General features: G+C 65.7%; 27 protein-coding genes. 15 read left to right on the forward strand and 12 right to left on the reverse strand.

What is annotated here, in order from left to right; all coding sequences use genetic code 11:
* Positions 1-12 precede the first annotated feature (12 nt).
* Positions 13-939 (reverse strand): helix-turn-helix domain-containing protein, encoded by a 927-nt coding sequence (locus B3098_RS23755; RefSeq protein WP_286899385.1) that lies wholly within the window; start codon positions 937-939, stop codon positions 13-15.
* 120 nt (positions 940-1,059) lie between these two features.
* Positions 1,060-1,911 (reverse strand): alpha/beta fold hydrolase, encoded by an 852-nt coding sequence (locus B3098_RS23760; RefSeq protein ID WP_286899386.1) that lies wholly within the window; start codon positions 1,909-1,911, stop codon positions 1,060-1,062.
* 138 nt (positions 1,912-2,049) lie between these two features.
* Between B3098_RS23760 and B3098_RS23765 the strand changes: the two genes are divergently transcribed.
* Genes B3098_RS23765 through B3098_RS23775 form a run of 3 tightly spaced genes read left to right on the forward strand, consistent with a single transcriptional unit; the run spans position 2,050 to position 4,708 of the window.
* On the forward strand, positions 2,050-2,436 hold the full coding sequence (locus tag B3098_RS23765; RefSeq protein WP_175121381.1) for a MerR family transcriptional regulator: 387 nt from the start codon (positions 2,050-2,052) through the stop codon (positions 2,434-2,436).
* A 50-nt stretch (positions 2,437-2,486) separates the two neighbouring features.
* Entirely contained in the window at positions 2,487-4,235 is a 1,749-nt protein-coding gene (locus B3098_RS23770) for a SulP family inorganic anion transporter (protein WP_286899388.1), read from the forward strand.
* Positions 4,232-4,708: a DUF1801 domain-containing protein gene (locus B3098_RS23775; protein WP_286899390.1), complete on the forward strand. Its 477-nt coding sequence runs from the start codon at positions 4,232-4,234 to the stop codon at positions 4,706-4,708. Before B3098_RS23770 ends, B3098_RS23775 begins: the two co-directional genes overlap by 4 nt.
* Positions 4,709-4,952: 244 nt before the next feature.
* On the opposite strand, the gene B3098_RS23780 is transcribed toward B3098_RS23775, so the two are convergent.
* Positions 4,953-5,504: an OmpA/MotB family protein gene (locus B3098_RS23780; RefSeq protein WP_175121378.1), complete on the reverse strand. Its 552-nt coding sequence runs from the start codon at positions 5,502-5,504 to the stop codon at positions 4,953-4,955.
* A 150-nt stretch (positions 5,505-5,654) separates the two neighbouring features.
* Here B3098_RS23780 and B3098_RS23785 point away from each other — a divergent pair, with 150 nt between their 5' ends.
* The gene (locus B3098_RS23785; protein ID WP_286899395.1) at positions 5,655-6,092 is read left to right on the forward strand and encodes a helix-turn-helix domain-containing protein; all 438 of its coding nucleotides are present in this window, start codon (positions 5,655-5,657) and stop codon (positions 6,090-6,092) included.
* A 6-nt stretch (positions 6,093-6,098) separates the two neighbouring features.
* Here the strand turns inward: B3098_RS23785 and B3098_RS23790 are convergent, their stop codons facing one another.
* Positions 6,099-6,998, reverse strand: coding sequence for a LysR family transcriptional regulator (locus tag B3098_RS23790; protein WP_286899397.1), 900 nt, complete (start codon positions 6,996-6,998; stop codon positions 6,099-6,101).
* A gap of 173 nt (positions 6,999-7,171) precedes the next feature.
* Here B3098_RS23790 and B3098_RS23795 point away from each other — a divergent pair, with 173 nt between their 5' ends.
* The 4 genes from B3098_RS23795 (at position 7,172) to B3098_RS23810 (ending at position 10,738) form a co-directional block, all read left to right on the forward strand.
* Positions 7,172-8,104 (forward strand): aromatic alcohol reductase, encoded by a 933-nt coding sequence (locus B3098_RS23795; protein ID WP_279971081.1) that lies wholly within the window; start codon positions 7,172-7,174, stop codon positions 8,102-8,104.
* Positions 8,105-8,275: 171 nt separating this feature from the next.
* On the forward strand, positions 8,276-9,547 hold the full coding sequence (locus tag B3098_RS23800; protein WP_286899400.1) for a sulfite oxidase: 1,272 nt from the start codon (positions 8,276-8,278) through the stop codon (positions 9,545-9,547).
* A 14-nt stretch (positions 9,548-9,561) separates the two neighbouring features.
* Positions 9,562-9,936, forward strand: a complete 375-nt coding sequence (locus B3098_RS23805; protein WP_286899401.1) for a c-type cytochrome — start codon at positions 9,562-9,564, stop codon at positions 9,934-9,936.
* A gap of 145 nt (positions 9,937-10,081) precedes the next feature.
* Positions 10,082-10,738: a hypothetical protein gene (locus tag B3098_RS23810; protein ID WP_286899402.1), complete on the forward strand. Its 657-nt coding sequence runs from the start codon at positions 10,082-10,084 to the stop codon at positions 10,736-10,738.
* Positions 10,739-10,744: 6 nt separating this feature from the next.
* On the opposite strand, the gene B3098_RS23815 is transcribed toward B3098_RS23810, so the two are convergent.
* Complete coding sequence (locus B3098_RS23815; RefSeq protein WP_286899403.1) at positions 10,745-11,074, reverse strand: transcription initiation protein; 330 nt, start codon at positions 11,072-11,074, stop codon at positions 10,745-10,747.
* Between the two features lie 204 nt (positions 11,075-11,278).
* On the opposite strand from B3098_RS23815, the gene B3098_RS23820 reads away from it, so the two are divergent.
* Positions 11,279-11,878 (forward strand): hypothetical protein, encoded by a 600-nt coding sequence (locus B3098_RS23820; RefSeq protein WP_286899405.1) that lies wholly within the window; start codon positions 11,279-11,281, stop codon positions 11,876-11,878.
* 9 nt (positions 11,879-11,887) lie between these two features.
* Here the strand turns inward: B3098_RS23820 and B3098_RS23825 are convergent, their stop codons facing one another.
* Both B3098_RS23825 and B3098_RS23830 read right to left on the reverse strand, forming a co-directional pair.
* The gene (locus B3098_RS23825; protein WP_286899406.1) at positions 11,888-12,439 is read right to left on the reverse strand and encodes a sugar O-acetyltransferase; all 552 of its coding nucleotides are present in this window, start codon (positions 12,437-12,439) and stop codon (positions 11,888-11,890) included.
* 46 nt (positions 12,440-12,485) lie between these two features.
* On the reverse strand, positions 12,486-13,628 hold the full coding sequence (locus B3098_RS23830; RefSeq protein WP_286899408.1) for a citrate/2-methylcitrate synthase: 1,143 nt from the start codon (positions 13,626-13,628) through the stop codon (positions 12,486-12,488).
* A 130-nt stretch (positions 13,629-13,758) separates the two neighbouring features.
* Between B3098_RS23830 and B3098_RS23835 the strand changes: the two genes are divergently transcribed.
* The 5 genes from B3098_RS23835 (at position 13,759) to B3098_RS23855 (ending at position 18,807) form a co-directional block, all read left to right on the forward strand.
* A complete protein-coding gene (locus B3098_RS23835) occupies positions 13,759-14,712 on the forward strand; it encodes a 2-hydroxyacid dehydrogenase (RefSeq protein ID WP_286899409.1) in 954 nt (317 codons plus the stop codon).
* Between the two features lie 28 nt (positions 14,713-14,740).
* Positions 14,741-15,439 (forward strand): fumarylacetoacetate hydrolase family protein, encoded by a 699-nt coding sequence (locus tag B3098_RS23840; protein WP_279971091.1) that lies wholly within the window; start codon positions 14,741-14,743, stop codon positions 15,437-15,439.
* A gap of 57 nt (positions 15,440-15,496) precedes the next feature.
* A complete protein-coding gene (locus tag B3098_RS23845; RefSeq protein ID WP_286899411.1) occupies positions 15,497-16,261 on the forward strand; it encodes an SDR family oxidoreductase in 765 nt (254 codons plus the stop codon).
* An 82-nt stretch (positions 16,262-16,343) separates the two neighbouring features.
* The gene (locus tag B3098_RS23850; RefSeq protein ID WP_175121359.1) at positions 16,344-17,318 is read left to right on the forward strand and encodes a Bug family tripartite tricarboxylate transporter substrate binding protein; all 975 of its coding nucleotides are present in this window, start codon (positions 16,344-16,346) and stop codon (positions 17,316-17,318) included.
* 583 nt (positions 17,319-17,901) lie between these two features.
* A complete protein-coding gene (locus B3098_RS23855; RefSeq protein WP_414631317.1) occupies positions 17,902-18,807 on the forward strand; it encodes a hypothetical protein in 906 nt (301 codons plus the stop codon).
* Positions 18,808-18,842: 35 nt separating this feature from the next.
* Here B3098_RS23855 and B3098_RS23860 read toward each other — a convergent pair whose 3' ends face one another.
* From B3098_RS23860 to proP, 4 genes are all read right to left on the reverse strand, one after another.
* Positions 18,843-20,006, reverse strand: a complete 1,164-nt coding sequence (locus B3098_RS23860) for a GGDEF domain-containing protein (protein WP_286899416.1) — start codon at positions 20,004-20,006, stop codon at positions 18,843-18,845.
* 240 nt (positions 20,007-20,246) lie between these two features.
* Positions 20,247-20,726, reverse strand: a complete 480-nt coding sequence (locus B3098_RS23865; protein WP_056561644.1) for a VOC family protein — start codon at positions 20,724-20,726, stop codon at positions 20,247-20,249.
* 122 nt (positions 20,727-20,848) lie between these two features.
* A complete protein-coding gene (locus B3098_RS23870; protein WP_286899417.1) occupies positions 20,849-21,727 on the reverse strand; it encodes a PhzF family phenazine biosynthesis protein in 879 nt (292 codons plus the stop codon).
* 11 nt (positions 21,728-21,738) lie between these two features.
* Complete coding sequence (gene proP, locus B3098_RS23875) at positions 21,739-23,271, reverse strand: glycine betaine/L-proline transporter ProP (RefSeq protein ID WP_175136364.1); 1,533 nt, start codon at positions 23,269-23,271, stop codon at positions 21,739-21,741.
* A 133-nt stretch (positions 23,272-23,404) separates the two neighbouring features.
* Here proP and B3098_RS23880 point away from each other — a divergent pair, with 133 nt between their 5' ends.
* Positions 23,405-23,863 (forward strand): MaoC family dehydratase, encoded by a 459-nt coding sequence (locus B3098_RS23880; RefSeq protein ID WP_286899418.1) that lies wholly within the window; start codon positions 23,405-23,407, stop codon positions 23,861-23,863.
* A gap of 58 nt (positions 23,864-23,921) precedes the next feature.
* Here the strand turns inward: B3098_RS23880 and B3098_RS23885 are convergent, their stop codons facing one another.
* Positions 23,922-24,326 (reverse strand): RidA family protein, encoded by a 405-nt coding sequence (locus B3098_RS23885; protein ID WP_175121348.1) that lies wholly within the window; start codon positions 24,324-24,326, stop codon positions 23,922-23,924.
* Positions 24,327-24,349 lie beyond the last annotated feature (23 nt).

Consider the following 24,349-nt stretch of genomic DNA (forward strand, 5'->3'; position numbering starts at 1 on the left):
CTTAGCGCTATCTCAAGCCCCGTGTTCCCTGCGCCACGCCCCCGGCGCCATCCCGACCACACTGGTGAACACGCGCGTCATATGCGCCTGATCGGCAAAGCCGCACAAGAGCGCGATGTCGGTGATGGACCGGCCCGGTGCGCGCAGCAGTTCCTGCGCCTTTTGCACCCGCTGTTCCAGCAGCCACCGATGCGGCGTAGTGCCAACTGTCTGGCGGAACGCCTTGATGAAATAGCTGCGGGACAGATTGCAGGCCTCGGCGATATCTGCCACGGACGCGTCCTCGCGCAGGGACGCCAGCAGCATGTCCTTGGCGCGCGCCTCCAGCTTGCGGGACAGCACGCGGCCCCCGCCCGAGTCCGCCCAGCCGCTCGTCGCCCCGGCCCCGTATTGCGACAGCAGATGGGTGCCCAGGGCCAGACTCAAATGATCCACGAAGAGTCCACTCGTCTGCGCGGGATTCGCCACCACGCCCGCCAGCACCTGCGACAGATGGCCCAGCACCGGATCGGGCTGCCCATTGCGCGGCAGCAGGCTACTGACACGCGGGCCGCCCTTCTCGTCGTTGATGCGTTCGATGAACGCGCGGGGCATTTCGACCAACATGAAATCGAACCCGCCTTGCAGGTCGGCCCGGTAATCGTCGGTGAAGTCGCGGATGTAGATTGAACCCGCGTCGAAATCATGGGTCGACGCGTGATTGCCCTGCAGGATGCGGCGACGGTGGCCGCCCCGCAGCGCCACGCCCACCAGAAACCCGCGATCCGACGCGGGCGTTTCGACGCTGCCGAATTGCGCGGTTTCAGTGCGCTTGCGGTAGAACGTCAGTCCGCCTCCGTGGAATTCCTGATTCACAGCCAGCTTGCTGGCCGAGCAGCCCAGCGTGTCGGTGGACCGCGCGGGCGCGGGTTCGGGAATCAGAAGCTGGGAGGCGGGCATTGAAGCGGTCCAAATCGGGGCAAACGCATTTCGGGGTCGAAGATAGCAGGCGATGCTGCTTCGCAACAAGCAACATTTGGCAAAAGCAGCTGTCGCGAGCCCCCCGATTCATCCATCCCGTCAGCGTGTCACGACGCTGTCAACAAACGCAGCCAGATCCCGGTTGAACCTGTCCGCCTTCTCCATGAACGGCGCGTGCCCGGAGGCCGCATAGATCTTGGTGCGCACGTGCGGGTTCAGCGCCTTCGCCCGGTCGATTGACGGCGCCGGCTGTACCAGTGCGTCCTTCGCGCCGTAGATCAGCAGCAAAGGCTTGCGCGCCGAGCCGAGGCCACGCGCCGCGTCGACCGTCATCGATTGCACGGCGGCCTGCATGTCGAAGGACGCCATGGCGGCATTGGCCAGGAGCCGTTGGAACGTGACGCCATCGGGCGCTTGCGCAAAGCACAGGCCGATGAACTCACGCTCCGCGTCCAGGTGGGTCTTCAGATCCGGCGACACCATGTCCCGGTATAGGGCAGGATGCGGTGCGATCTGCTTGGGATCCAGCTCGATCACACCCCCTACATAGACGGCGCCCCCAATCTGCGCGTCACCGTAAGCGGCAAGGTAGTTGGTCGTCACCGCGGCGCCCAGCGACCAGCCGACGACGACGGGATTTTGCGCGCCGGTCGCCGCGATCACTGCCGCCAGATCGTCCGCCCAGCGCCGGCCATCGGTATACGCCGCCGCGTCCACCGGTTTGCCCGACAGACCGTGGCCCCGCAGGTCGTAAGTTATCAGCCGATACCGCTGCAGCGCCGGGCTGGCAAGCTGGGCCTCCCAGTTCAGGTGGCTACCCAGCAACCCGTGTACGAAAACGACCGGCTGGCCATCGGCATTGCCGGCCTCCTGGACGGCGAGGGCCACGCCATCAGGCGCCGTGACGGTGTAATGCCGGGATTGCGCGTTGGCGGCCACGGAGACTGCCATGAACAAGGCTGCTGCCGCCACATGGCGAAAAAAGGTTCTGCGTTGCATGGATGATGCATCCCGAAGATTGGAGGGAGCGCCAGTTTCAACCCTCACACCTATGTCAAGGTCATGCACCAATCTGCTACGCTTTCCCGCATGAAAACGCCCCCGCCTCAAACACCCATGTCGATTGGCGAGCTCGCCCGCAAAACCGGCGCAAGCCTGCGTTCGCTGCGCCACTACGACGACCACGGTCTTCTTGCGTCGGCACGGGCGGACAATGGGTATCGCACATTTCCCGCCGCCGCTGTGACTCAGGTCCGGCAGATCCAGCGCCTGATCGCCTCGGGGTTCACGTTGGCGGAGATCCGCGGATTTCCCGATTGCATGCGGCTGATCGAAGGCGCGGCGGCGTGCCCGGAGACGTCCGAGGTGCAGCGCCAGCGGTTGGCATCCGTGGAGCGCCAGATCGCCGACCTCGAGCGCCGCCGCGCTCGCCTGCGACAGATGTTGGAAGATACCGGCAACCCTTCTCCGCCATGATGCGCGCAGAATTCCCTAACCCGTAGCGCACGCGTTTGCACCGGGATTCCATGTCCACCTTGACGCCCCGCTCCGCTGCCAAGCCCGCGCCGAACTGGTTGCGCTGGCTGCCCGGCCTGGCAATGCTCAAGTCCTATCAGGCAGGTTGGCTGCCTAAGGACGTCGCGGCCGGTCTGGTCCTGACAACCATGCTCGTGCCAGTCGGCATCGCCTATGCCGAAGCCTCTGGCGTTCCGGGTGTGTACGGTCTGTACGCCACCATCATTCCCATGCTGGCGTACGCGCTGTTCGGCCCAAGCCGCATTCTGGTGCTGGGGCCCGACTCCGCATTGGCCGCGCCCATCCTGGCGGTGGTGCTCAGCGTCTCCAACGGCGACCCGATGCGGGCCATCGCCGCGGCCAGCATGATGGCCGTCGTCTCCGGGCTGTTCTGCATTGTGCTGGGCCTGATGCGGCTGGGCTTCATCACCGAGCTTCTGTCCAAGCCGATCCGCTACGGGTACATGAACGGCATCGCGCTGACCGTGCTGGTCAGCCAGTTGCCCAAGCTGTTCGACATCTCCATCGAAGACGCCGGCCCTCTGCAGGAAATGCAGCAACTGGCGCTGGCCGTTGCCGACGGGCAGACCCATGGGCCAAGCTTCGCAGTCGGCGCGGCAAGCCTGGCGGTGATCCTGCTGCTCAAACGCTTTGATCGCGTGCCGGGCATTCTGATTGCGGTGATCCTTGCCACGCTGGCGGTCAAGCTTTTCAGCCTGGACGCGCAAGGCGTCAAGGTGCTTGGCGAAATTCCGCAGGGTCTGCCCAGCCTTGCCTGGCCGTGGCTCAGCAACGCCGATCTCGTCAAGATCGTGCTGGGCGGCTGCGCGGTCGCGCTGATTGCGTTTGCCGACACCAGCGTGCTGTCACGCACCTATGCCGCGCGCACCCATACGCGGGTGGATCCGAACCAGGAAATGGTGGGACTGGGCGTGGCGAACCTGGCGGCGGGGTTTTTCCAGGGCTTTCCGATCAGCAGCAGCGCGTCGCGCACGCCGGTGGCCGAAGCAGCAGGCTCGCGCACGCAACTGACCGGCGTCGTCGGCGCGCTGGCCGTGGCCGCGCTGCTGATCGCCGCGCCAAACCTGCTGTGCCACCTGCCCAACAGCGCGCTGGCCGCGGTCGTGATCGCCGCCGCCATCGGCCTTTTCGAGTTCAAGGACCTGCGGCGCATCTACCGCATTCAGCAATGGGAGTTCTGGCTGTCGATGCTGTGCTTTGCCGCGGTCGCCGTTTTTGGGGCAATACCCGGCATCTGCCTTGCAGTCGTCATCGCCGTCATTGAATTCCTGTGGGACGGCTGGCGCCCGCACTTCGCGGTGCTGGGCCGCGTGCCGAACCTTCGCGGGTATCACGACCTGAAGCGCTATCCGAATGCCGCACTGATCGACGGACTGGTGCTGTTCCGTTGGGATGCGCCCCTGTTCTTTGCCAACGCCGAGCTCTTCCAGCAGCGCCTTCTGGAAGCCGTCGAGGCATCGCCCTCGCCCGTGCGGCGCGTGGTCGTGGCTGCCGAACCCGTCACGAGCGTCGACGTCACGTCCGCGGACATGCTGCGCGAACTGTGCGAAACGCTGTCGCGCGAAGGTATCGCGTTGCACTTCGCGGAGATGAAGGACCCCGTGCGGGACAAGCTCAAACGCTTTGAGCTGTCCCGTCTGTTCAGCGACGACCATTTTCACCCGACGGTCGGCAGCGCGGTGGACGATTATCTGGGGCGGGAAGACCCGTTCCCAGGCCACAGAGAGCACCATCCATGACGCAAAATGCAAATTCCGCGCCGGCTGGAAAAACCGGTAGAGCGCGCAACCCCGCAACGAAGGCGGCGCCCGGCGAAGTCGTCCTGCTCTCCGGCGGCAACCCTCAGATACCAAAGGGAGATGGCGACGAACCCGTGCAGGCCTACATCGCCGCGATGCCCGGCTGGAAATCGCCCATCGGCGAACGCATCGACGCCTTGGTGGAAGCAGCTGTCCCCGGCGTCGCCAAGGCGGTCAAATGGAATTCGCCTTTCTACGGACGCCCGGGCGAAGGCTGGTTCCTGAGCCTGCACTGCTTCACGAAGTACATCAAGGTGACGTTTTTTCAGGGAGCTGCGCTGCGGCCCATCCCCGCTGGAAAATCGAAGTATCCGCAGGTGCGCTACCTGGACATCCAAGAAGGTGCATTCGACGAAGCGCAGTTTTCGGACTGGGTCCGGCAAGCCAGCAACTTGCCGGGCGAAAAGTTGTGAATGGCGCCGTGCCGGGCGACATCAACCCCGGCGACGACGCCGCGCCTGGTACACCTGGAACGGGCCAGGTGCCCTGCCCCGCGTGTCACGGCAGCGGCAGGATCGGGCAAACGCGCTGCGCGACGTGCGGCGGAACGGGCAAAGTGGTGCGCGGCGTCGGCGGCGCGTGACTCGGCGAGTGTCATGCAAAGGGGCCAGGGGGAGCGCTCCTGGCCGCTTTGAATCCGCCCGCGAACGAGCCGGTTTAAGGACGACCCGCGGCTGTGATCACGATCTCCACTCGCCGGTTCTTGGCCCTGCCCTCAGGCGTCGAGTTGCTGGCTACCGGCCGCGCCTCACCGAACCCCTCCGCGGACACCGAGTTTGGCGATACGCCCTTGGCGATCAGATAACGCGCCACGTTGTCCGCCCGCGCCGATGACAGCTCGAGATTGGAGGGAAACTGCCGCTTCAATGCCGGCCCGATGGGCTCGTTGTCGGTGAACCCTTCGACGACGATCTGCTTGCCTTGCAGATTGGAAAGCGTGGGCGCGATCTTGGCCAGCGTCCTCTCGCCGTTGGAACTGAGGCTCCACCCGCCTTCGGGAAAGAGAATCTCGTTCACCATGGTGACCTTCAACTCGTCCTGCAATTGCGTAATCTGCACTTGGTCGCCGCGTAGTTCGGCCGAGAGCTGCTTATTGAGGGCGGAATACTCGGCTGCCAGTTGCGCCTCTTTGTCGTAGGTCTGCTTGGTCACGCAACCCGAAACCGCCAACACGACGCACAGCGCCAGGATGGTTTTGTGTAGTCTCATTGCGATTCTCCGTCAGGTTTGTAAGCCAAATAAAAAGAGGCCTCGCCCTTTGTTGGCTTAGGTAATATCCGAAGGCACATCACTCCGATTTCTGCCAGGCAGGAAGCGCGCTAGCAGATTCTCGCAACTACACGCGAAGAATAAGCACAAGTGAATGACGCCACTACTCATATGACGCCAACCCCGGTCCCGCCGGGCACGGTTGCCGGTGTGCAGGGGCCTGCAACGGAATCAGCCGCAAGCGCGGACTGCGATTATCTGGCCACCGTCATCTGGCACATCCGCATCCAGATGCAAGCCGGCGCCGTCTCTATCGACAGCACGGCCAAGGCGATGGGCACCAGCGTGCGCACCCTGCAACGCGTACTGCGCCGCGACAGCGGCGTCAGCTTTCGTGAGCTGTCCAGTACCGCGCGCCTGCGTCGTGCTCAAGACCTGCTACGCGAAAGCACCGTGTCCATCACGCAGATCGCCATGGATTCTGGTTATTCCACACCGGCTAATTTTTCCCGGGCGTTCAGGAAAGCGAGCGGCGTCGCGCCGCATGAGTACCGGCAGGACGCGATGGCGAGCAGTGTCGCCCCGTGACGATCATCACTCCGCCAACACGGGCCGGCTGATCTCCAGCACCCACTGCACAAACGCCTTCACCGCCGCGGTCGCCCGCGCCTGGGGATAGACAATGGAAAGCTGCACCGGCTCGCAGCGCGCATCGGCCAAGACCTCGCGCAGGCGGCCGCTGCGCAGATACGGAGACGCCGCCAGCGCCGATAGTTGAATCAGGCCCAGACCCTCCAGGCCGCAGTGCAGATAGGCCTCAGTCTCGTTGACCGCATAGCGGCTTGGCAACGCCATCGACACGTTTTCACCGTCGACTCGGAACCGCCAGTCCAGCGGCCGGCCGGTGGCGTTGGACAGATAGTTGACCACCCGATGCGCGGACAGCGCTTCCACCGATTTCGGTTCGCCGAAGCGGCCCAGGTATTGGGGCGACGCGCAGGTTACCCATACCAGGTGACCAAGGCTGCGCGCCACGAGCGTGGAATCGGCAAGCTCGCCGCTACGGATGGCGCAGTCGATACCTTCATAGATCAGGTCGGCCGGGCGATCGCTCAGGCCCAGTACGACCTCGACGTCGGGAAAACGCGCCTCGAACTCGACCAGCCCTGGCACCACAATCGCGCGGCCAACCACGCCGGGCATGTCGACGCGCACGCGGCCGCGGGGCGCCTGGATCGCGGCGGTAACGTCATTCTCGGCGTCGGCAATATTGGCCAGGATGGCCTGGCACGCCTGCAGATAGCGCGCACCGGCATCGGTCAGGCTCAGGCTGCGGGTGCTGCGATGCAGGAGCGGCGTGCCCAGGTGGGCTTCCAGGTTCTTGATCATCGTCGTGACCGACGACCGAGGCAGCGCCAGCGATTGCGCGGCCTTGGTGAAGCTGCGCGTTTCGGCGACCCTGATGAATGCCGCCATCGCTTGAAGTTTGTCCATGAGCCGATCCCGACGATAGAACGTGCGCCGCATGCGGCGGGAAGGTCCCGATATTACCAACGCATATCCGCCGCGAATGCGCGCTGCGGCGCGTTGTGAATTCCGTCACGGCGAACAATGGATGCCCTGCCCGCTCCTACACTGCAAGCCACCTTTTCTGCTTGAGGCATCCCATGATTCAACACAACGCCATTCTCGTTTTGGGCGCGGGCCAGCTCGGCATGGCCGTGCTGCGCAACCTGGCGCCGCGCGTCGTCAAAGGCCAGTTGTCGGTCCTGTTGCGCGCGTCGACCGTCGCTTCCAACGATCCCGCCAAGCAGCGCGATCTTGCTGAGCTGCGTGGGCTGGGCGTCGGCATCATCGAGGGCGATCTTGCCCAGCAATCGACGGAGGCGCTCGCAGCCACCTTCCGCCGCTACGATACGGTCGTCTCATGCACGGGCTTTGTCGGCGGACCCGGCGTTCAACGCAAGATCGCCCGCGCTGCGCTGGACGCGCGCGTCAAGCGCTTTGTGCCGTGGCAGTTTGGCGTGGACTACGACGTCATCGGCCGGGGCAGCCCGCAGGACCTGTTCGATGAGCAGCTTGATGTGCGCGACATGCTGCGCGCCCAGCGCAACACCGAATGGATCATCGTTTCGACGGGCATGTTCACGAGCTTTCTGTTCGAACCCGCGTTCGGTGTGGTGGATCTGGCCGCCAACACGGTGAACGCGCTGGGAAGCCTGGACAATGCGGTCACGCTGACCACGGCCGAAGACATTGGCGCGCTGACCGCCGAGATCCTGTTGACACAGCCCCGCATCGCCAACCAGGTCGTGCATGTCGCGGGCGACACCGTCACGTACCGAGCGGTCGCGGATACCTTGGACCGCCTGCTGGAGCGCAAGGTCACGCGGCGCGAATGGCCGGTGCCGGAGCTGCTGCGCGCACTGGCGGCCGAACCTGACGACGCGATGCGCAAGTATCGCGCGGTGTTCGCGCAGGGCCGTGGCGTGGCGTGGGACAAAGCACAGACGTTCAATGCCCTGCGCAGTATTGCCGTTTGCACTGCCGAACAATGGCTTCGTTTGCACCAGGACAGATTCCGTTCTTTGCGGCCCTGAACCCAATATCCGAAACTCTTATATCTGAAATGAGCGCAAACCTATAGTTCTTTAGAACCCGTTGACATAAAGAGGGGCATTGCCGATGATGCGGAAGGCCGCAAGCGCTGGGCCGCCATAAGCACAACACCGCGCTCGCGCTGCGGGACGCGGCAACCAGAGAGGCAAGCCATGGAGACAACCCCACGCAACCCCGCACGGCGCCGCCTGTTGGCCGGCAGCGCCAGCGCCCTGGCCGCGGCCGGTCTGGGCGCCAGCGGCATCGCGCGCGCCAGCGATGCGCCCGCCAAACCCGCCGCCGCCCCTGCAACTGCAACTGCGCCCGCAGCGAAACCGGCCGCCGCATCCACGGCCAAACCCCTGCCGCCTTACGCGGCCTGGAAAGACGCCGACAGCGTCATCGTGCACAGCGCCAACACCATCGAGACGCGCCGCAGCGCCTTTGGCGACGGCATCATCACGCCGTCGCGCCAGCTCTACGTCCGCAACAACCTGCCGCCGCCGGACGCGGCCATCCTGAACGACCGGGACGGCTGGAAGGTCGAGATCCAGGGCGTCAAGCAGCCGCGCACGTTGACCGTGGGCGACCTGAAGACGCTGGGCGTGGAATCGATCGCGACGGTGCTGCAGTGCTCTGGCAATGGGCGCGGCTTCTTTCCTCACAAACCTAGCGGCACGCCGTGGGAAGTCGGTGCGGCGGGTTGCGTGATGTGGACGGGCGTGCCGGTCCGCACGCTCGTGGAATACCTGGGCGGGCTCGATGGCGCGCCCGCCTTCATGACCGGCACTGGCGGCGAAGTGCTGCCTGAGGGCCTGGATCCGAAATCGCTGCTGGTGGAACGCTCGGTGCCACGCGAGGCCATGCAGGACGCGATGCTGGCCTGGGAGATGAACGGCGAGCCGTTGTCGCTCGCCCACGGCGGCCCGTTGCGGCTGATCGTGCCGGGCTACACCGGCGTGAACAACGTCAAGTACATCAAGCGGCTGGCGTTCACTGCCGAACAAAGTCCGGCAAAGATCCAGCAGACCGGCTATCGCCTGACGCCGATGGATGCCAAGCCCAGTCCCGATCAACCCTCGGTCTGGGCGATGGAGCCCAAGTCGTGGATCAACGCACCGGGCGCAAATGGTCAGGCCGTGAAGGCCGGACGCGTGGTGGTGCGGGGTGTTGCCTTTGGGGGCATGCATGCGGTCAAGCGCGTGGACGTGTCCATCGATGGCGGCAAGACCTGGAAGCAGGCCGCGCTGATCGGACCGGACCTCGGCAAATACGCATGGCGCCAGTTCGCGCTGCCGGTGGAACTGACAGCGGGCCAGCACATGCTGGTCAGCCGCGTCGAAGACACGCAAGGCAACGTGCAAGTGGAGAACCGGTTCGAGAACGCGCCGGGCTACATCAACAGCAGTTGGCGCGACCACGGTCTGGCCATCAACGTGTCTTGAGGATGGCGGAATCGATGCAAAGCCGTGAAGTGAAGCTGCATGCTGCATCCCGTTACCGCAACGGGTGGCGGGTCCGCACCGTATTCGCCGCGAGCGCCTGCCTGTTGGCCGGCGCCACGGCATGGGCGGCGGAACCGCCCAATGCCGAGGCGGGCCGCGCCCTGTTCCTGAAGTCGACAACGCCGGCCTGTGCCGTCTGTCACACGCTGGCCGACGCCGGCGCGGCCGGGACCATCGGACCCAACCTCGACGAACTGAAACCCGACGCCAATCGCGTCACGCAGGCCGTGCGCAATGGGATCGGCGTCATGCCGGCATTCGAAGCGTTAAGTGACGCGGACGTGCAGGCATTGGCGCAGTATGTGTCGGGCGCCACCGGCGCGCAGTAGCCGGCCCGCAAACCATCACAGGAAGACCGCCGGGCAGCCTTGCGCTGCCCGGTGTCTCTCCGCGCATCCGGACCCCGATGGCGGTCATGTTAGGCTTTTCGCCGGCCGATCTTCCGGCCTCAATCACTCCGCCGACGAATCCTCCATGACGCTCCGACCGCTTGCATTGCTGTTTGCCACGCTTGCCCTGTCGCCGGGTCTTCACGCTCAGACCGCGTCTCACGCAGCTGCCTGGACGCCCGCCGGCCCCACGGCATGCCGCTTTTCGGGCTGGACGACCAATGCCGAGCCCGCCATCCCCGTGCGCGCGTCGGCATCTGCCAGCGCCAAGCAGCTCGGCGCGCTGCCGACCACGCGCGGCGACAGCCCGGATCCCGAAGTCGACCTCTACAGCGTGACCTTCGACGTGACGGAGGCGCGTGACGGCTGGCTGAAGATCAGAAACGCCAGCGACGCCATGAGCGGCAGCGACCGCAGCCCGCCGCGGCCCGTCTATCAGGGTGAAGGCTGGATCGCCGCCGGGGATGCGCAAGTCGGCATCCAGTCGGCGCGGGGATATGCCCGCCCGGACGCCGGTAGCGAACGGTTGCTGGACCTGGGCAGCGACTGGTTGACCGAGCGCGCCGCCTTGCGCGGCATCGTCGCGTGCGACGGCGAATGGCTGCTTGTGGATTACGAGATGCGCCACAGCGCAACATTTGAACCGCTGGCCGAGAAGGACCGCGCGCGCGGACGCGCGTGGTTTCGCGGCGTGTGCGCGTCGTCCGAGACGACTTGCGACATGCGGTCGGTCGACCAATAATGCGCGCTACCGCTGTTCCAGCGGCCACACTTCCACGACGCCGTGCGCCACGGCACACGGCGTGCGGGACACCTTCTCGATCGCGTCGGCCAAATCAACCGCTTCGATAACGGCAAAGCCCGCGAGCGGCAACGGCGCGTTCATGTACGGTCCCTGCATCGTCTGGACACCTGCCGCGTCCGGATTCCGCACCTGCACCGGCGGCCCCGCGACGCCCATCAGCACGCCCGCGTGCTGCAACGCGGCATCGTGCGCATGAGCACAATCGCGTATGGCTTTGTTTGTGCGGTCATAGCCCTGCTGGTCGCCATAACCGATCGTGATGAACATGGGCATGGTCTTCTCCTTTGACGTGGCTGGCTCGCGGCGCCCGTCCCGAAGGTTTTAACACTGCGCGAATGGTTGCCTGTCCGGTCGCCGTGCGGCCGCAGGCGCTGCGCAACCCGTTCAGCATTACCCGTCCGCCCCGGTCCGATCCACCCTTGACACGCTACCGACCAACTAGTAGATTGGCCCATCGCTCAGCCCACCCAGACGCCCATGCTCCCTTCCCCAATCGCCTCGCCCGGCGCGGTCAGAACCGACGATGCCAGGGATGCGTACCGCACTGAACGCGTGGGCGCCCAGTTGCGCGCAGATCGCGTCGCGCGCACGCCGCCGACGCCGTTCCAACGCCTTTACGCCGCGCGAGCATTGCCCCTGGCGGCCGATGCGGCGCAGCGCCCCCGGGTGCCCGCGGATCACAACCTGACTCCGCCCGCGGACCTGCTGCACGACGATTACACGGCGCACTGCCTGAAGCTTGCCGTCCAGGCGTTTCATGCGCAGCTGGCAAGGCTGGACGCACGGACGGCAGCGGCGAATCAAGCCGTGAAAGACGAACAGACCCGCCTTGAAGCGCGCGCTGAAGCGGAGCACGATCTGGGCTCGATCGACGCGCTGCTGCTGCTCCAGTCATATCGGAATGCCGCCGGGATTCCCGCCGTGCTGGCGCCCGCGCTGCCAGCCGTAACGGGCGCGCCGCCGCTGACAGTTGCACCGGTTGCCGCGGCCGCCAAGACACGGGGCGCAACGGAGCACACCGATGGCGCCGGCTACCCTCCCCGCAGACCGCGCAAGCCCACCTCTGACGACCGCTAAGGCGTCCTTCTATCCCCTTACCCGCGCCGGATTCCCCACCACCTTTGCCCCTGCCGGCACGTCCCGCGTGACCACGCTGCCCGCGCCGATGATCGCGTCATCCCCCACCGTCACACCCGGCAGGATGATCGCGCCACCGCCGATCCACACCTGTTTGCCGATGTGCACGGGACGGCCGAATTCCAGCATCGCGCGGCGCTGCTCGGGATCGTGCGGATGGTCAGCCGTGTAGATCTGCACGGCCGGGCCGATCTGCGTGCCATCGCCGATCGTGACTTGCACGACGTCGAGGATCACGCAGTTGAAATTCATGAACACGTTTGCGCCCAGCGAGATGTTGTAGCCGTAGTCGCAATGAAACGGCGGGCGGATCAGCGCGCCCTCGCCCACGCTGGCAAGGCGCTCGCGCAGGAGCGCGTGCCATTGTTCGGGCGGCTCGCCCAGCAAGGCGCTGTACCGCTTCATCCAGGCGCTGGCGGCAAGCTGGTCCGCCTGGATCTCGTCGTCGGCGGCCGTGTAGAGCTCTCCTGCGAGCATCCTCTGCTTCTGCGTACGTGTCATGGCTGATCTCCTGTCCGGATCAGCCAGCATACCGAAGATTGCCGGACTAGGCCGCTTGCGGCACGATGCCCACATAGCGTCCGCGCGGCCGGATGACTTGCGCGACGCTGAGCTGCTCCAGGCAATGCGCGAGCAGGCCGATACTGCGCGCCGTGGCAAACAGTCCGAAGGCCGCATCTTCCGGCAGCTTGCAGTGCGCCGACAGCGCGGCCAGCGCCACGTCGATGTTGGGATGCAGGCCGGTCAGTTGCGTGGCCTTATCGATGAAGCGCGTGATGACCTCGGCCGGCTCAAACTGCGCCAGCAGCGCCGCCGCGCGCGGATCGCCATCGGGATACAGGTGATGGCCGAAGCCCGCCAGCGGCAGGCCCGTGGACAGGTAGTGCGCGATCACCTGATCTTCGCCTTGACGCGCCACATCGTCGAACAACGCGCGGACGCGGCCGGAGGCGTCGCCGTGCAACGGCCCGGACAACGTGGTCAGACCCGACAGCAGGCACGCCGGCAGCGACGCACCGGTCGAGGCCGCAATGCGCGCGGCGAATGCCGAACTGGTCAGTTCGTGGTCGACGAGCAGGACCATGGCGGTGCGCAGCAACTCGGCGGCTTGCGGCGACAGCTTCCAGGCTTGCGCAAACCGCAGATGCAGCGGCCGCTTGCCGGGCTGCGCGCCAAACGCGTTGGCCAGTTGGCCGACCAGGCTCTGGCATTCGGTGTGGAGGACGCGCGTCATGCGGCCATGCGTGGAGTGCCCGGTGGCAGCCAGCGCGGCCAATGACGTGAACGCCGCGACCCGGCCCGGTGAGGCCACGCGCGCAGTGCAAGAGAAGTCCGCCTGCTGGTCCGAACTCCACAGCAATTGCGCGGCCTCTTCCAGGCTGGCCGAACCGGCCAGCGTGACCGCGTCCTGTCCGCGGTAGTACAGGCGTTGGCGATGAAAGGTGGAAATGGCAGTGGGGATGCTGGGCTCGGCGCCGAACAGCGTGTTGGTGGCCAGCGTTTCGTGCTTGCGTCCCGCCTGCTTGCGCTTGGCCAGCCCCGCGACGTCTTCGGCGCGGTAAAGACTGCGGCGCGTGTCGGCGGGGTCGGGCATGACCTCCAGCTTGCCGCGGCTGACGTAGGCGTAGATGGTCTGCGGCCGCACGCCAAGCTGGCTGCACGCTTCGGCCATTGAAATCCAGGTACCCATGATCTTCTGTAGCAAAGTTTATATGTTGATTTTATAGATCAATATTGCTTTACAAATCAATCATTAAATACCATGGAATCCATGTTCAACGCGGACCCGCAGCCGGTCCCCCCACCAGAGCCGAACCGACATGAAGCCTCAGGTCCTGCAACTCAATCCCATCCTGATCCCGGCGGTCAACGACGAGCTTGCCTCGCTGTACCAGGTGCACAAGTTCTTCGAGATCTCCGATCAGGCGGCCTGGCTGCGCGAGCACGGCGCTCGCATCGAAGCCGTCATCACCGGCGGCCACACCGGCATCTCGCGTGAGATGCTGGAACAGCTGCCCGGCGTGAAGGTGGTGGCGGTCAATGGCGTGGGCACTGACGCGGTGGACCTGGCGTACTGCCGAGGCCGCGGCCTGCCGGTCACGGCCACGCTGGGCGCGTTGACCGAAGATGTCGCCGACCTGGCGATCGGCCTGCTGATCGCAGCCTGCCGCAGCCTCTGCGCGGGCGACCGCTTTGTGCGGGAAGGCCTGTGGGAGCAGTTTCCGTCGCCCAGCGCCATCCCGCTGGCGCGCCGCTTCAGCGGCATGCGCGTGGGCATCGTGGGCATGGGCCGCGTGGGCCGCGCCGTCGCTACCCGGGCGGCGGCCTTTGGCTGCCAGATCCGCTACACCGACCTGCGCGCCATGGACGACGTACCGCATGAATTCGTGCCGGACCTGGTCGCGCTGGCCCGGGCGTCCGACGCGCTGGTGCTCTGCGCCGCCGCCGACAAGGCCGAGGGCATCGTCAATGCCGCCGTGCTGGACGCGCTGGGCCCGCAGGGCTTCCTGGTCAACGTGGCGCGCGGCCGGCTGGTCAATGAGGCCGACCTGACCGAGGCGCTGGTCGCCGGCCGCATCGCGGGCGCGGGACTGGACGTCTTTGTGGATGAGCCCCGTGTGCCGCAGGCGCTGCGCCAGTCGGATCGCACCACCCTGCAGGCGCACCGCGCCAGCGCCACGTGGGAGACGCGGGCGGCGATGGGCCAGATGGTGCTGGACAGCATTGCGCAGGCGCTGGCCGGCGAGCGTCCGGCGTTGAGCCTGACGACCTGAGCCGCAAGGCACATCTTCGACGACTGCCATGACCGACCTCGTCTTTCCCGCCCTTGCACCAACCACGTTGCCGATCGCCGGCAGCGCGGCCCGATTTCCCGTCGCGCGCGTGTTCTGCATCGGCCGCAACTATCGCTGGCTGCCCGACGAAGCGCGTCCGGCCGAGATGCCGGCTTGGTTCATGAAGCCCGCCAGCGCCGTGTTCCCGGCCACCGGCGCGCTGCCCTATCCCGCGGACACGGCGGACTACTGCCATGAGATCGAGCTGGTCGTGGCGATTGGCCGCGGCGGCAAGGACATCGCTGCAGATGACGTCGAAGCCCGCCATATCTGGGGTTACGCCGCGGGGCTGGACATGACCCGGCGCGATCTGCAGCAGCAGGCCAAGCGCGCGGGCGGTCCTTGGGAGCCCGCCAAGGCCTTCGATCATTCCGCGCCGTGCACCGCCATCGTGCCTGCTGACGCCTGCGGCCATCCCCGCGAAGGCGCGTTGTGGCTGTCCGTGAACGGAGAAGACCGCCAGCGGGCCGACATATCCGGCCTGCTGTGGTCCGTAGCCGAGCTGGTGGCGATGCTCTCGCGATCCGTGACCCTGGCGCCCGGCGATCTCGTCTTTACCGGCACGCCCGCCGGCGTCGGTCCCTTGGGCCCTGGCGATGTCGTCAGCGCGGGCGTGGCCGGCATCGGGGACCTGACCATGACCGTTGCCGCGCCCCGCGCCGCCTGACGCCGCGCCGATTCTTTCAACATCAATAACCATCCAATCCGCCCGAGGAGCCATCCCTTGAACGACAGCACCACCCAGAAAATTGCCCTGGTCACCGGCGCAGGCAGCGGCGTCGGCCGCGTCACCGCCATCGCCTTGCTGAACGACGGCTGGACCGTCGTGCTGGCCGGCCGCCGCGCCGATCCCTTGCAGTCGCTGCAAGCCGAGGCTGCCGCGCGCGGTCAGACCGCGCTGGCCGTGCCCACCGACGTCACCAGCCCGGAAAGCGTCGAAGCGCTGTTCAACACCATCGAAAGCCGATTCGGCCGGCTGGACCTGCTGTTCAACAACGCGGGCGTCAACGCGCCCGCCGTGCCGATGGACGAACTGCCGCTGGAAAAGTGGTTCAACGCCATCAACACCAATGTGACGGGCGTCTATCTGTGCGCGCGCGCCGCCTTCGGGCTGATGCGCCGCCAGACGCCGCAGGGCGGCCGCATCATCAATAACGGTTCCATCTCCGCGCACACGCCGCGCCCCTTTACCGCGCCCTATACCGCCAGCAAGCACGCGGTGACCGGCCTGACCAAGTCGCTGGCGCTGGACGGCCGCGCCTACAACATCGTGGCGGGACAGATCGACATCGGCAACGCGATGACGGAGCTGTCCGAACGCATGACACGCGGCGTGCTGCAGGCCAATGGCACGGTTGCACCGGAGCCCATGATGGATGCCGAACACGTCGCGAAAGCGGTGCGCCACATGGCGTCGCTGCCCCTGGACGCCAACGTCCTGACCATGACCGTCATGGCCAGCGCCATGCCCTTTGCGGGGCGCGGCTAAGGCCTTATCCGCGCCCCGGGGTGCAGCACACCCGGGGCGCCTTACAGAGTTGACTGAAGTTGACCACCCCGAGGAGACAAGCATGACCTTCAACACGCTGGCCAAGACCCTGGCCTTTTCGGCAGTCCTTGCCGCCGTGCCCGGCCTGGCCGCGGCGCAGAACTACCCCACCCGCCCCATCAGCATCATCGTGCCGGCCCCGCCGGGCGGCGGCATCGACATGATTGCGCGCGTCGTCGGCGAAAAGCTCTCACAATCACTGGGCCAGCCCGTCATCGTCGACAACCGGCCGGGCGCCTCCAACAACCTGGGCACCGCACTGCTCGCCAACGCCAAGCCCGACGGCTACACCATCGGCATCGTGGGCGGCAGCCACAACATCAACAAATACCTGTTCAAGAACCTGGGCTGGGACCCGCAGAAGAGTTTCGAGCCCATCATCTACACGCATGAAATTCCGCTGGTGTTCTCGGTCTATCCGAAGATCCCGCCCAAGACGCTGCCGGAATTGGTGGACTGGATGAAGGCGCATCCTGACGACGCCAAAGTCGCCACGTCGGGCCGAGGCAGCGCGCAGGAAATGGCCGCCGAGATGTTCCGCATGGTCAGCGGCGCGCCCATGCTGCTGATCCCGTACAAGGGTTCGTCCGCCGCGCACCCTGACCTGCTGGCCGGCCGCACGGTGCTCTACATCGACACGCTGAGCGCGATGCAGGAACAGGTCAAGGCAGGCAACGTGCGCGCCGTTGCCGTGTCGACTGCCAATCGCACCAAGGCGCTGCCCGACGTGCCGACCGCGCAGGAGCAAGGCCTGAAGGGCTACGACGCCAACACCAACGGCGGCTTCCTGGCGCCGGCGGGCACGCCGAAGGAGATCATCGCCAAGCTCAACACCGAAATCAACGCGGTCCTCAAGCAACCCGCCGTGCGCGCCAAGCTGGAAGCCGCGGGCATCGAGGTCCAGGGCGGCACGCCGCAGGAATACGCGGCGGTCATCCAGTCGGACCTGGACAAGTGGGGCAAGGTGGTGAAGGAAGCGAAGATCGAGGCGGAGTGATGTTCGCCACGCATGCAAACGGGCGCGGCTAGGCCGTTGCCCTTTGGGCGCGCAGGGACGCGGTCCGATGGAGCCCGGATCGCGTCCTTTTCGCTATTGGCGCACAAGCGCCTGGCCGGCACTACGCCGGCCGCCGCAACTCCATCTCGGTCGCAACCCCGAAATATTGCCAAGGTAACAGGGCGTTAAGCGCCGTTTTGCCCAGTCCTGCGGCGTGGATGCCAGGCAAATACGGGTATTTTTGCGCCCCGCCGTAAACGCCGCCGTGAATCGGCCGGCGATGGCTTCGTTACACGGCCGCCGCTCCCGCCCACACTTGCCTTGACACCCTTTGTGTCCCCCTTCTATGTTCGAGGCCGCCAACGATTTGGCACCCGAAATTCCCATGCAGCCCGTATTGCGGCGCAGGCAAGCGCCCCAGCACTGGCGCGCGCCGGCCGCATCCGCCGGTGCCTGCACATCGTGACTGAGAGAGAAGAAGGACATGGCGTCTACGCGCAAGTCAGAAGGAAAAGGTTTGCGGACGGGCAACGCGGCGGCCGCCGCGCTGCTGGTGGCGGCGATCACGGCCGCGTTTGCGGCGATGAGCCCCACGCCGGGCAATGCCGCGCAGGAAAAGGCGGCGGCGCCCGCCGCAGCATCGACAGCTGGTGCTGCGGCTGCCGCAGCACCAGCTGCTGCATCCCCTGCCCCCGTCACGCCAGCAGCCAACGCACCCGCCCCCGCCGCCAACGCCGCTGCCCGGGTTGCGCCGCCCGACGCCGCAGCGGTCATCTACGCCATCCATCAAGTGGACAGCAAGGGCGAACCGTCCGCCAACGTCGCCAACGGCAGCATCGCCACCTACTGGTTCGGCCATGCGTTCGAACTGGAAGGCACGCCTTACTACACCGGCTTCATCTGGGAAACCGCCGAGCGCTATGGCAAGCCGGGTGAGGATGACGTCGGTCCCATGACGACCGTGAATCTGGCCGAAGCCACCTTCCTCCGCGACCCGGCATCCCCGGAAAGTCCCTGGAAATTCCGCGGCATGGAGCCGACCATCGGCGAATTCGGCGCGTACGAAAGGCCGCCGGAAGTCGACACGCAGCGCAAGCCGCTGGAGTACCGCACGGCATCGGGCAAGCTATTGCTGGCGGTGCCCACCGAAACCTTCGAGAACGGCATCACGATCAGCGGCTACGCCCTGCTTGTCTTCACGCCCCCGGAAAAGCGTCAGGACGAAACGGGCAATGTGTGGTCCTACGTGGGCAACGTGATCGCAGGCGAGGACAACGGGCCGGCCTGTGCGGACGGCGACGTCATGCCGTGTACGCGCAGCGAAGGTGAACTGGTCTTCAGCGCCACCGCGACCGCCGACCTGCCGCGCGTGACGGTGCAGTTCACGGGCAACACGATCTCGGGTCCCGGCAAGACCCGCAAGCTGGGCCCCGGCGACGCCGTCATCTACGCCTACGACGCCACGCGCAAGCAGTACGTCGCGCAGTAGCCGATACCATCACCGTCCCGAAGCAACGCGGCCGTTCAGGCCGCAGCTTGCTCCCTGGTCCCGGCCACTTCCAGCCGGTTGCCGCCCAGCGATTTGGCGCGGTAAAGCGCCTGGTCTGCGATGGCCAGCGCATCCATGATGGTGGGCGCGTCGCCGTTGAAACGCGCAAGCCCGATGCTGACCGTCGCAGCAATGCCGATGTTGTCGATCCGGTTGGAGACGGTCACGGCAAAGCGCTCGGCCATCGCCTTGCCCAGCGTGTGGGCACCCTTTGCGTCGTCGCCCCAGAGCAGCGCGGCGAATTCCTCGCCGCCGATGCGCGCAAGAATGGTGTCGTGCCCCAGCACTTCCCGCGCGGTTTCGGCAAAGGACTTGAGCACCTGGTCGCCCGCCGCGTGCCCATAGCGGTCATTGACGGACTTGAAGTGATCCAGGTCGAACGCCAGCACCGACACCGCGCCGCGCCCTTCCTTGCCGTTCAGCATGCGCGCGCCCTGCTCGACGAACCAGCGCCGGTTGCCCAGCCGGGTCAGGTAGTCGGTCTGCGACTCCAGCAGCAGTTGGCGGTGCGTTTCGTCGCGGATGAGCTTGAGCAGCGTCATCGGCAGCACCACGGAATACAGCACGCCCTCGTAGATGGTGAGCTTGCCGGCCAGCGTCAGGACGGGTTGCGAGTCGAACCAGGGCAGGATGAACGCCCGGCCGGCGTAAAGCGCCGTATGCACGCCCGCAACGGCCATCACAATGTACCGAGACCGGCGCGGCTTGAGCGCCTGGCAGCGGTACACCTCCCAGGCCGTCAATCCGCTGACGAGCGCAATCGGCACCGAGCTTACATACGTCCACATCACGTCGAGCCAGCGCACGCCCCCGATCACCCAGGTCAGCCCCATGCCGATCAGCACGCAGAGCGACGTGCGCACATAGCGCCGTCCGCTCAGCGCAGCAACGCCATTGAGCACAAGCAGATAGCCGCCGAGGATAACGAGGTTGCTGAGCGCCGCACCGCTGACGCCCGGAAGGTCGCGACGATATAACGCCGCCGCGCAGCCAAGCGCCAGCGTGGCGAAACCTGAAGCCAGGATGCGTAATTCCTTGCTGCGAGTGGGGTTGGCCCGCTGTTCCCAGAACATGAGGCCGGCGCTGACAAGCAGTGTTCCAACTGCCAGCAGGTACAGAGTGAGAAGATCGACGTACATCTCGAAAGTCAGGAGATTTCGCCGAAAAGCGCGGCGGCTGCGGGATTTTACGGTGAAAACGTGTCATTTCACCTTTTCCGGGTGCGCTTTGCATCACGCTCGGCAGCGCACGAGCGCGTGTAATCCGACCCCAAAAATTTGTCCCATGAGCAGATCATTTCTTGATCTGGCCGCCACACCGGCTGACTTCCAACCGTTGGAACTTGCAGGGGCCTCAGCCTACGTTGGCCGGCCGCGAAATCACCCCCGCCGTGCCGCTTCAATCGTCGCGATGTCGATCTTCTTCATCGTCATCATGGCCTCGAACGCGCGCTTGGCCGCCGCTTGATCCAGGTCCGTGACCGCCGCCAGCAGCGCCCGCGGCGTGATCTGCCAGGACAGTCCCCATTTATCCTTGCACCAGCCGCAGTCGCTCTCCTGGCCGCCGTTCGAGACGATGGCGTCCCACAGACGGTCGGTTTCTGCCTGATCGTCGGTCGCGACCTGAAAGGAAAACGATTCGTTGTGCTGGAAGGCGTCGCCGCCATTCAGGCCGACGCAGGGGATACCCATCACGGTGAAGTCGACCATCAGGATGTCGCCCTGTTGGCCCGAGGGATAGTCGCCGGGTGCGCGGTGGACCGTGCCCACCTTGCTATCGGGAAACGTCTTTGCATAAAAGGTCGCCGCTTCCAGGGCGTCGCCGTCGTACCACAGGCAAACGGTGTTTTTGCTGGCCATCGTGCTCCTCCTTGGCAGGAAAGTGATGCGCTTCAACCTTGCTGCAATGCGCGACGTTCAAGCATAGTCCACGCCGCGCCTGCCGAAAACCGGGCACGCATCGCGGTCATGCGGCCCCCGTCTCAAACAGCGATGCGCCCGTCGATGCAGGTCACGGACTGCCCGCCCACGCGAATGGCGCCGCCCGCATCGAACGAGATGCGCAACCTGCCCGACCGCCCGACCACGGCGCCCTGTGTGCTGAGGTATTCCGTGCCGAACTGCGGCACCTGTCCGGCGTCGCGGATGAACGCCGCCACCGAGCCGTTGCCGCTGCCGCAGACCGGGTCTTCGTTGGCGCCCAGGCTGGGCCCAAAGGCTCGGACCTCGATGGCCGCTTCCGCGCCTTCGCCGTAGGCGCCGTACACGACGATGCCCGCGGCATTGTTGCGGCGGTCGAAATCGGCCATGCGTGCGAAGTCCGGTCCCAACGTCAGCACCGCCTGCGCGCTGGGCAATTGGGCAATCGTCCATACCGGGCCCACGTTGACGAACTTGGGCGCAGGATCGTGCAGCACCGCCGAGCCCAGGATGGCTTCCATTTCGTCGACGAGATCGGCTCCAAGGTCGGCCAGGCTGGGTTCCGGCAGCGTGAAGGCGATAAGCGGGCTGCCACCCGCCGTATCCGTGATCGACAGTTCGATCAGGCCGGCGGCACATTCCTGCACGAGCCTGCCGTCACGCGCCGCGACGATGCCCGCCTCGAGCAGCGCATGGGCGGTGCCCAGCGTGGGATGCCCCGCAAAGGGCAGCTCGGCCTGGGGCGTGAAGATGCGCACCAGGTAATCGGCGCCGGGCTGCGTGGGCGGCAGCACGAAGGTGGTCTCCGACAGGTTCGTCCAGTTGGCGATGCGCCGCATCTGCTCGTCCGACAGCCCCTGCCCTTGCAGCACCACCGCGACGGGATTGCCGCGATAGGGTTCGTTGGTGAACACATCCACCTGTTTGAATGGCACGCTCATGTCCCGCTCCTCTATTCAATATCCGGATGCCTGTCGGCCAACCGTTGGCGCCGCACGCGCAGCGCGTCGAGCTTTTCCTCCAGCGCCGCGATCTCGGCATCGACGTCCTGCACGCTTTGCTCGATGTGTTCGTACGCCTGCTGCAGGAGCACCTTGGCCTCCTTGCGGCTGGACGCCGTGGGCGTTTCCCCGCGCAGCGGCCGGTTGGCCGTTTCGGGCAGGAAGAACGACGTGATAAGCCCGATGACCGACGCCGCCATCAGGTAGTACGCGGGCATCATCAGGTTCTCGGTCTCTTCGACCAGCCATGCAGCAACCGTGGGCGTCAGGCCGGCAAAGATGATGGCCACGTTGAACGAACTGGCCAGCGCGCTGTAGCGGATGCGCGTAGGAAACAGCGCGGGCAGCGTCGACGCCATGATGCCGATCAGGCAGTTCAGGAACACGGCGATCAGCAACAGTCCCAAAAAGATGAGCGCGGTGTTATCGCTGCCGATGAGAAAGAACGAGGGAATCGCCGTGACCAGCAGGCCCAGGCTGCCGGCCAGCAGGAACGGCTTGCGGCCGATCTTGTCGCTGATGAACCCCACCACCGGCTGCACGAACAGCATGCCCACCATCACAACGACGATGATGAGCACGCCATGCCCTTCGGTATAGCCCAGGCTGCCCGACAGATACGTGGGCATGTAGGTGAGCAGCATGTAATAGGTGACATTGGTCACGAGCACCATGCCGATGCTGACCAGCAATGCACGGCGGTACTTGCTGAAGATCTCGCGGAATGACACCGTCGGCTTTTCCTGCACGGCGTCGCGGTCTTCCTTTTCCATCCGTTCAAGCTGTTGCGTGAAGGCCGGCGTTTCCTCGGCCGCGTGGCGCAGATACAAGCCCAGCAGGCCAAGCGGTCCGGCCACGAAGAACGGGATGCGCCAGCCCCAGTCAAGGAAGGTCTGCTCGCCCAGCATGGTCTGCAGCAGCACGACCATGCCCGCCCCTACGACGAATCCGGCGATCGAGCCGAAGTCCAGCCAGCTTCCCAGGAAGCCGCGCTGCCTGTCTGGCGCATATTCGGCCACGAACACGGCCGCGCCGGTGTATTCGCCCCCCACGGAAAAGCCCTGCGCCAGTTTGCACGCCAAGAGAAGAATCGGCGCCCAGATGCCGATCGTGGCATAGGCGGGAATCAGGCCGATGCAGAACGTGCTGATGGCCATGATGATGATGGTGAGCGACAGCACCTTCTGGCGTCCGAAGCGATCGCCCATGATGCCGAAGAAGACGCCGCCCAGCGGCCGGACCAGGAACGGCACGGAAAACGTGCCCAGCGCGGCAATGGTCTGCACGGCGGGCGAGGCGTCGGGAAAGAACACCTTGCCCAGCGCGAAGGCAACAAAGCCGTAGACGCCGAAGTCAAACCATTCCATCGCATTGCCAAGCGCCGCGGCGGTCACGGCCTTCTTGAGCTTGGTGTTGTCGATGACGGTGATGTCGCCGATCTCCAGCGGACGGATTTCTTGCGACGACGTGGGGGTTTCTGCCATGGTGCGACATCCATAAAACGGGACATGCCGATTATGGACCCGATTTTGGCAACGGTCATCGCCCGCGGCATTGCGGGAGTGGTGGGCGCGCGCCCATAATGCCCCACCCACCTGTCGACCGCCGGAGCTGTTCATGACCGATACCCGCAAGCCGCCGCTGATCTATCTTGAAGACTTGTCCGTCGGAGACGTCTTCGTCAGTATGAGCCACGCCCTGGACGCGGCGCAGATCATTGCCTTTGCCACGCAATTCGACCCGCAGCCCTTTCATCTGGATCCGGACGCCGCGCGTGACACGCTATTCCAGGGTCTGGCGGCCAGCGGCTGGCATACGGCGGCGCTGACTATGAAGCTGCTGGTCGAAAGTTTTCCCGTGGCGCGCGGCGTGATTGGCGCTGGGGCCGAAGTCGTCTGGCCGCAGCCCACCCGCCCCGACGACGTGGTGAAGGTGACGAGCACGGTGCTGAGCATCACGCCGTCCCGTTCCAAACCCGATCGCGCCATCGTGGTCGTGGAATCCGTCACGTCGAACCAGCGGGATGAACCGCTGCAGAAGCTGACCAGCAAGGTCGTCGTCTTCAGGCGGTCATGATTCCGCCATGGGCCGGTCATTATCCGGCCAGCGGTCCGGCCGCCGGCCGGCCGCACGCTCAAGCCGTCGCGCCCTCCGGCAGTTTGGCGATGACCTTGATCTCGAACTGAAATCCATACAGCCAGGTCACCCCCACCGCCGTGATGTTCGGAAACGGCGCCTCGCCCCAGAACTCCGGCACCACTTCCCACATGGTCTCGAACTGCGACTGCGGATCGACCATGAAGACCGTCACGTCGACCACGTCGTCGAACGACGCGCCCGCCGCGTGCAGGATGGCGTTCAGGTTCTGGAACGCCAGCCGCACCTGCTGCCGCAGATCGGGCTCGGGCGAGCCGTCGTCGCGGCTGCCGACCTGGCCGGAAACGAACAGAAAGCCGTTGGAACGCACGGCCGGCGAATAACGGTTGCGCTCGTAAAGCGCGTGGCGATGAGGAGGAAACACGACGTCACGGTTGTTCATGGGATTCTCCAAGTGAAGGGGCT

The organism is Achromobacter sp. UBA2119, assembly GCF_002331005.1.
GTDB classification, from domain to species: domain Bacteria; phylum Pseudomonadota; class Gammaproteobacteria; order Burkholderiales; family Burkholderiaceae_B; genus Achromobacter; species Achromobacter animicus.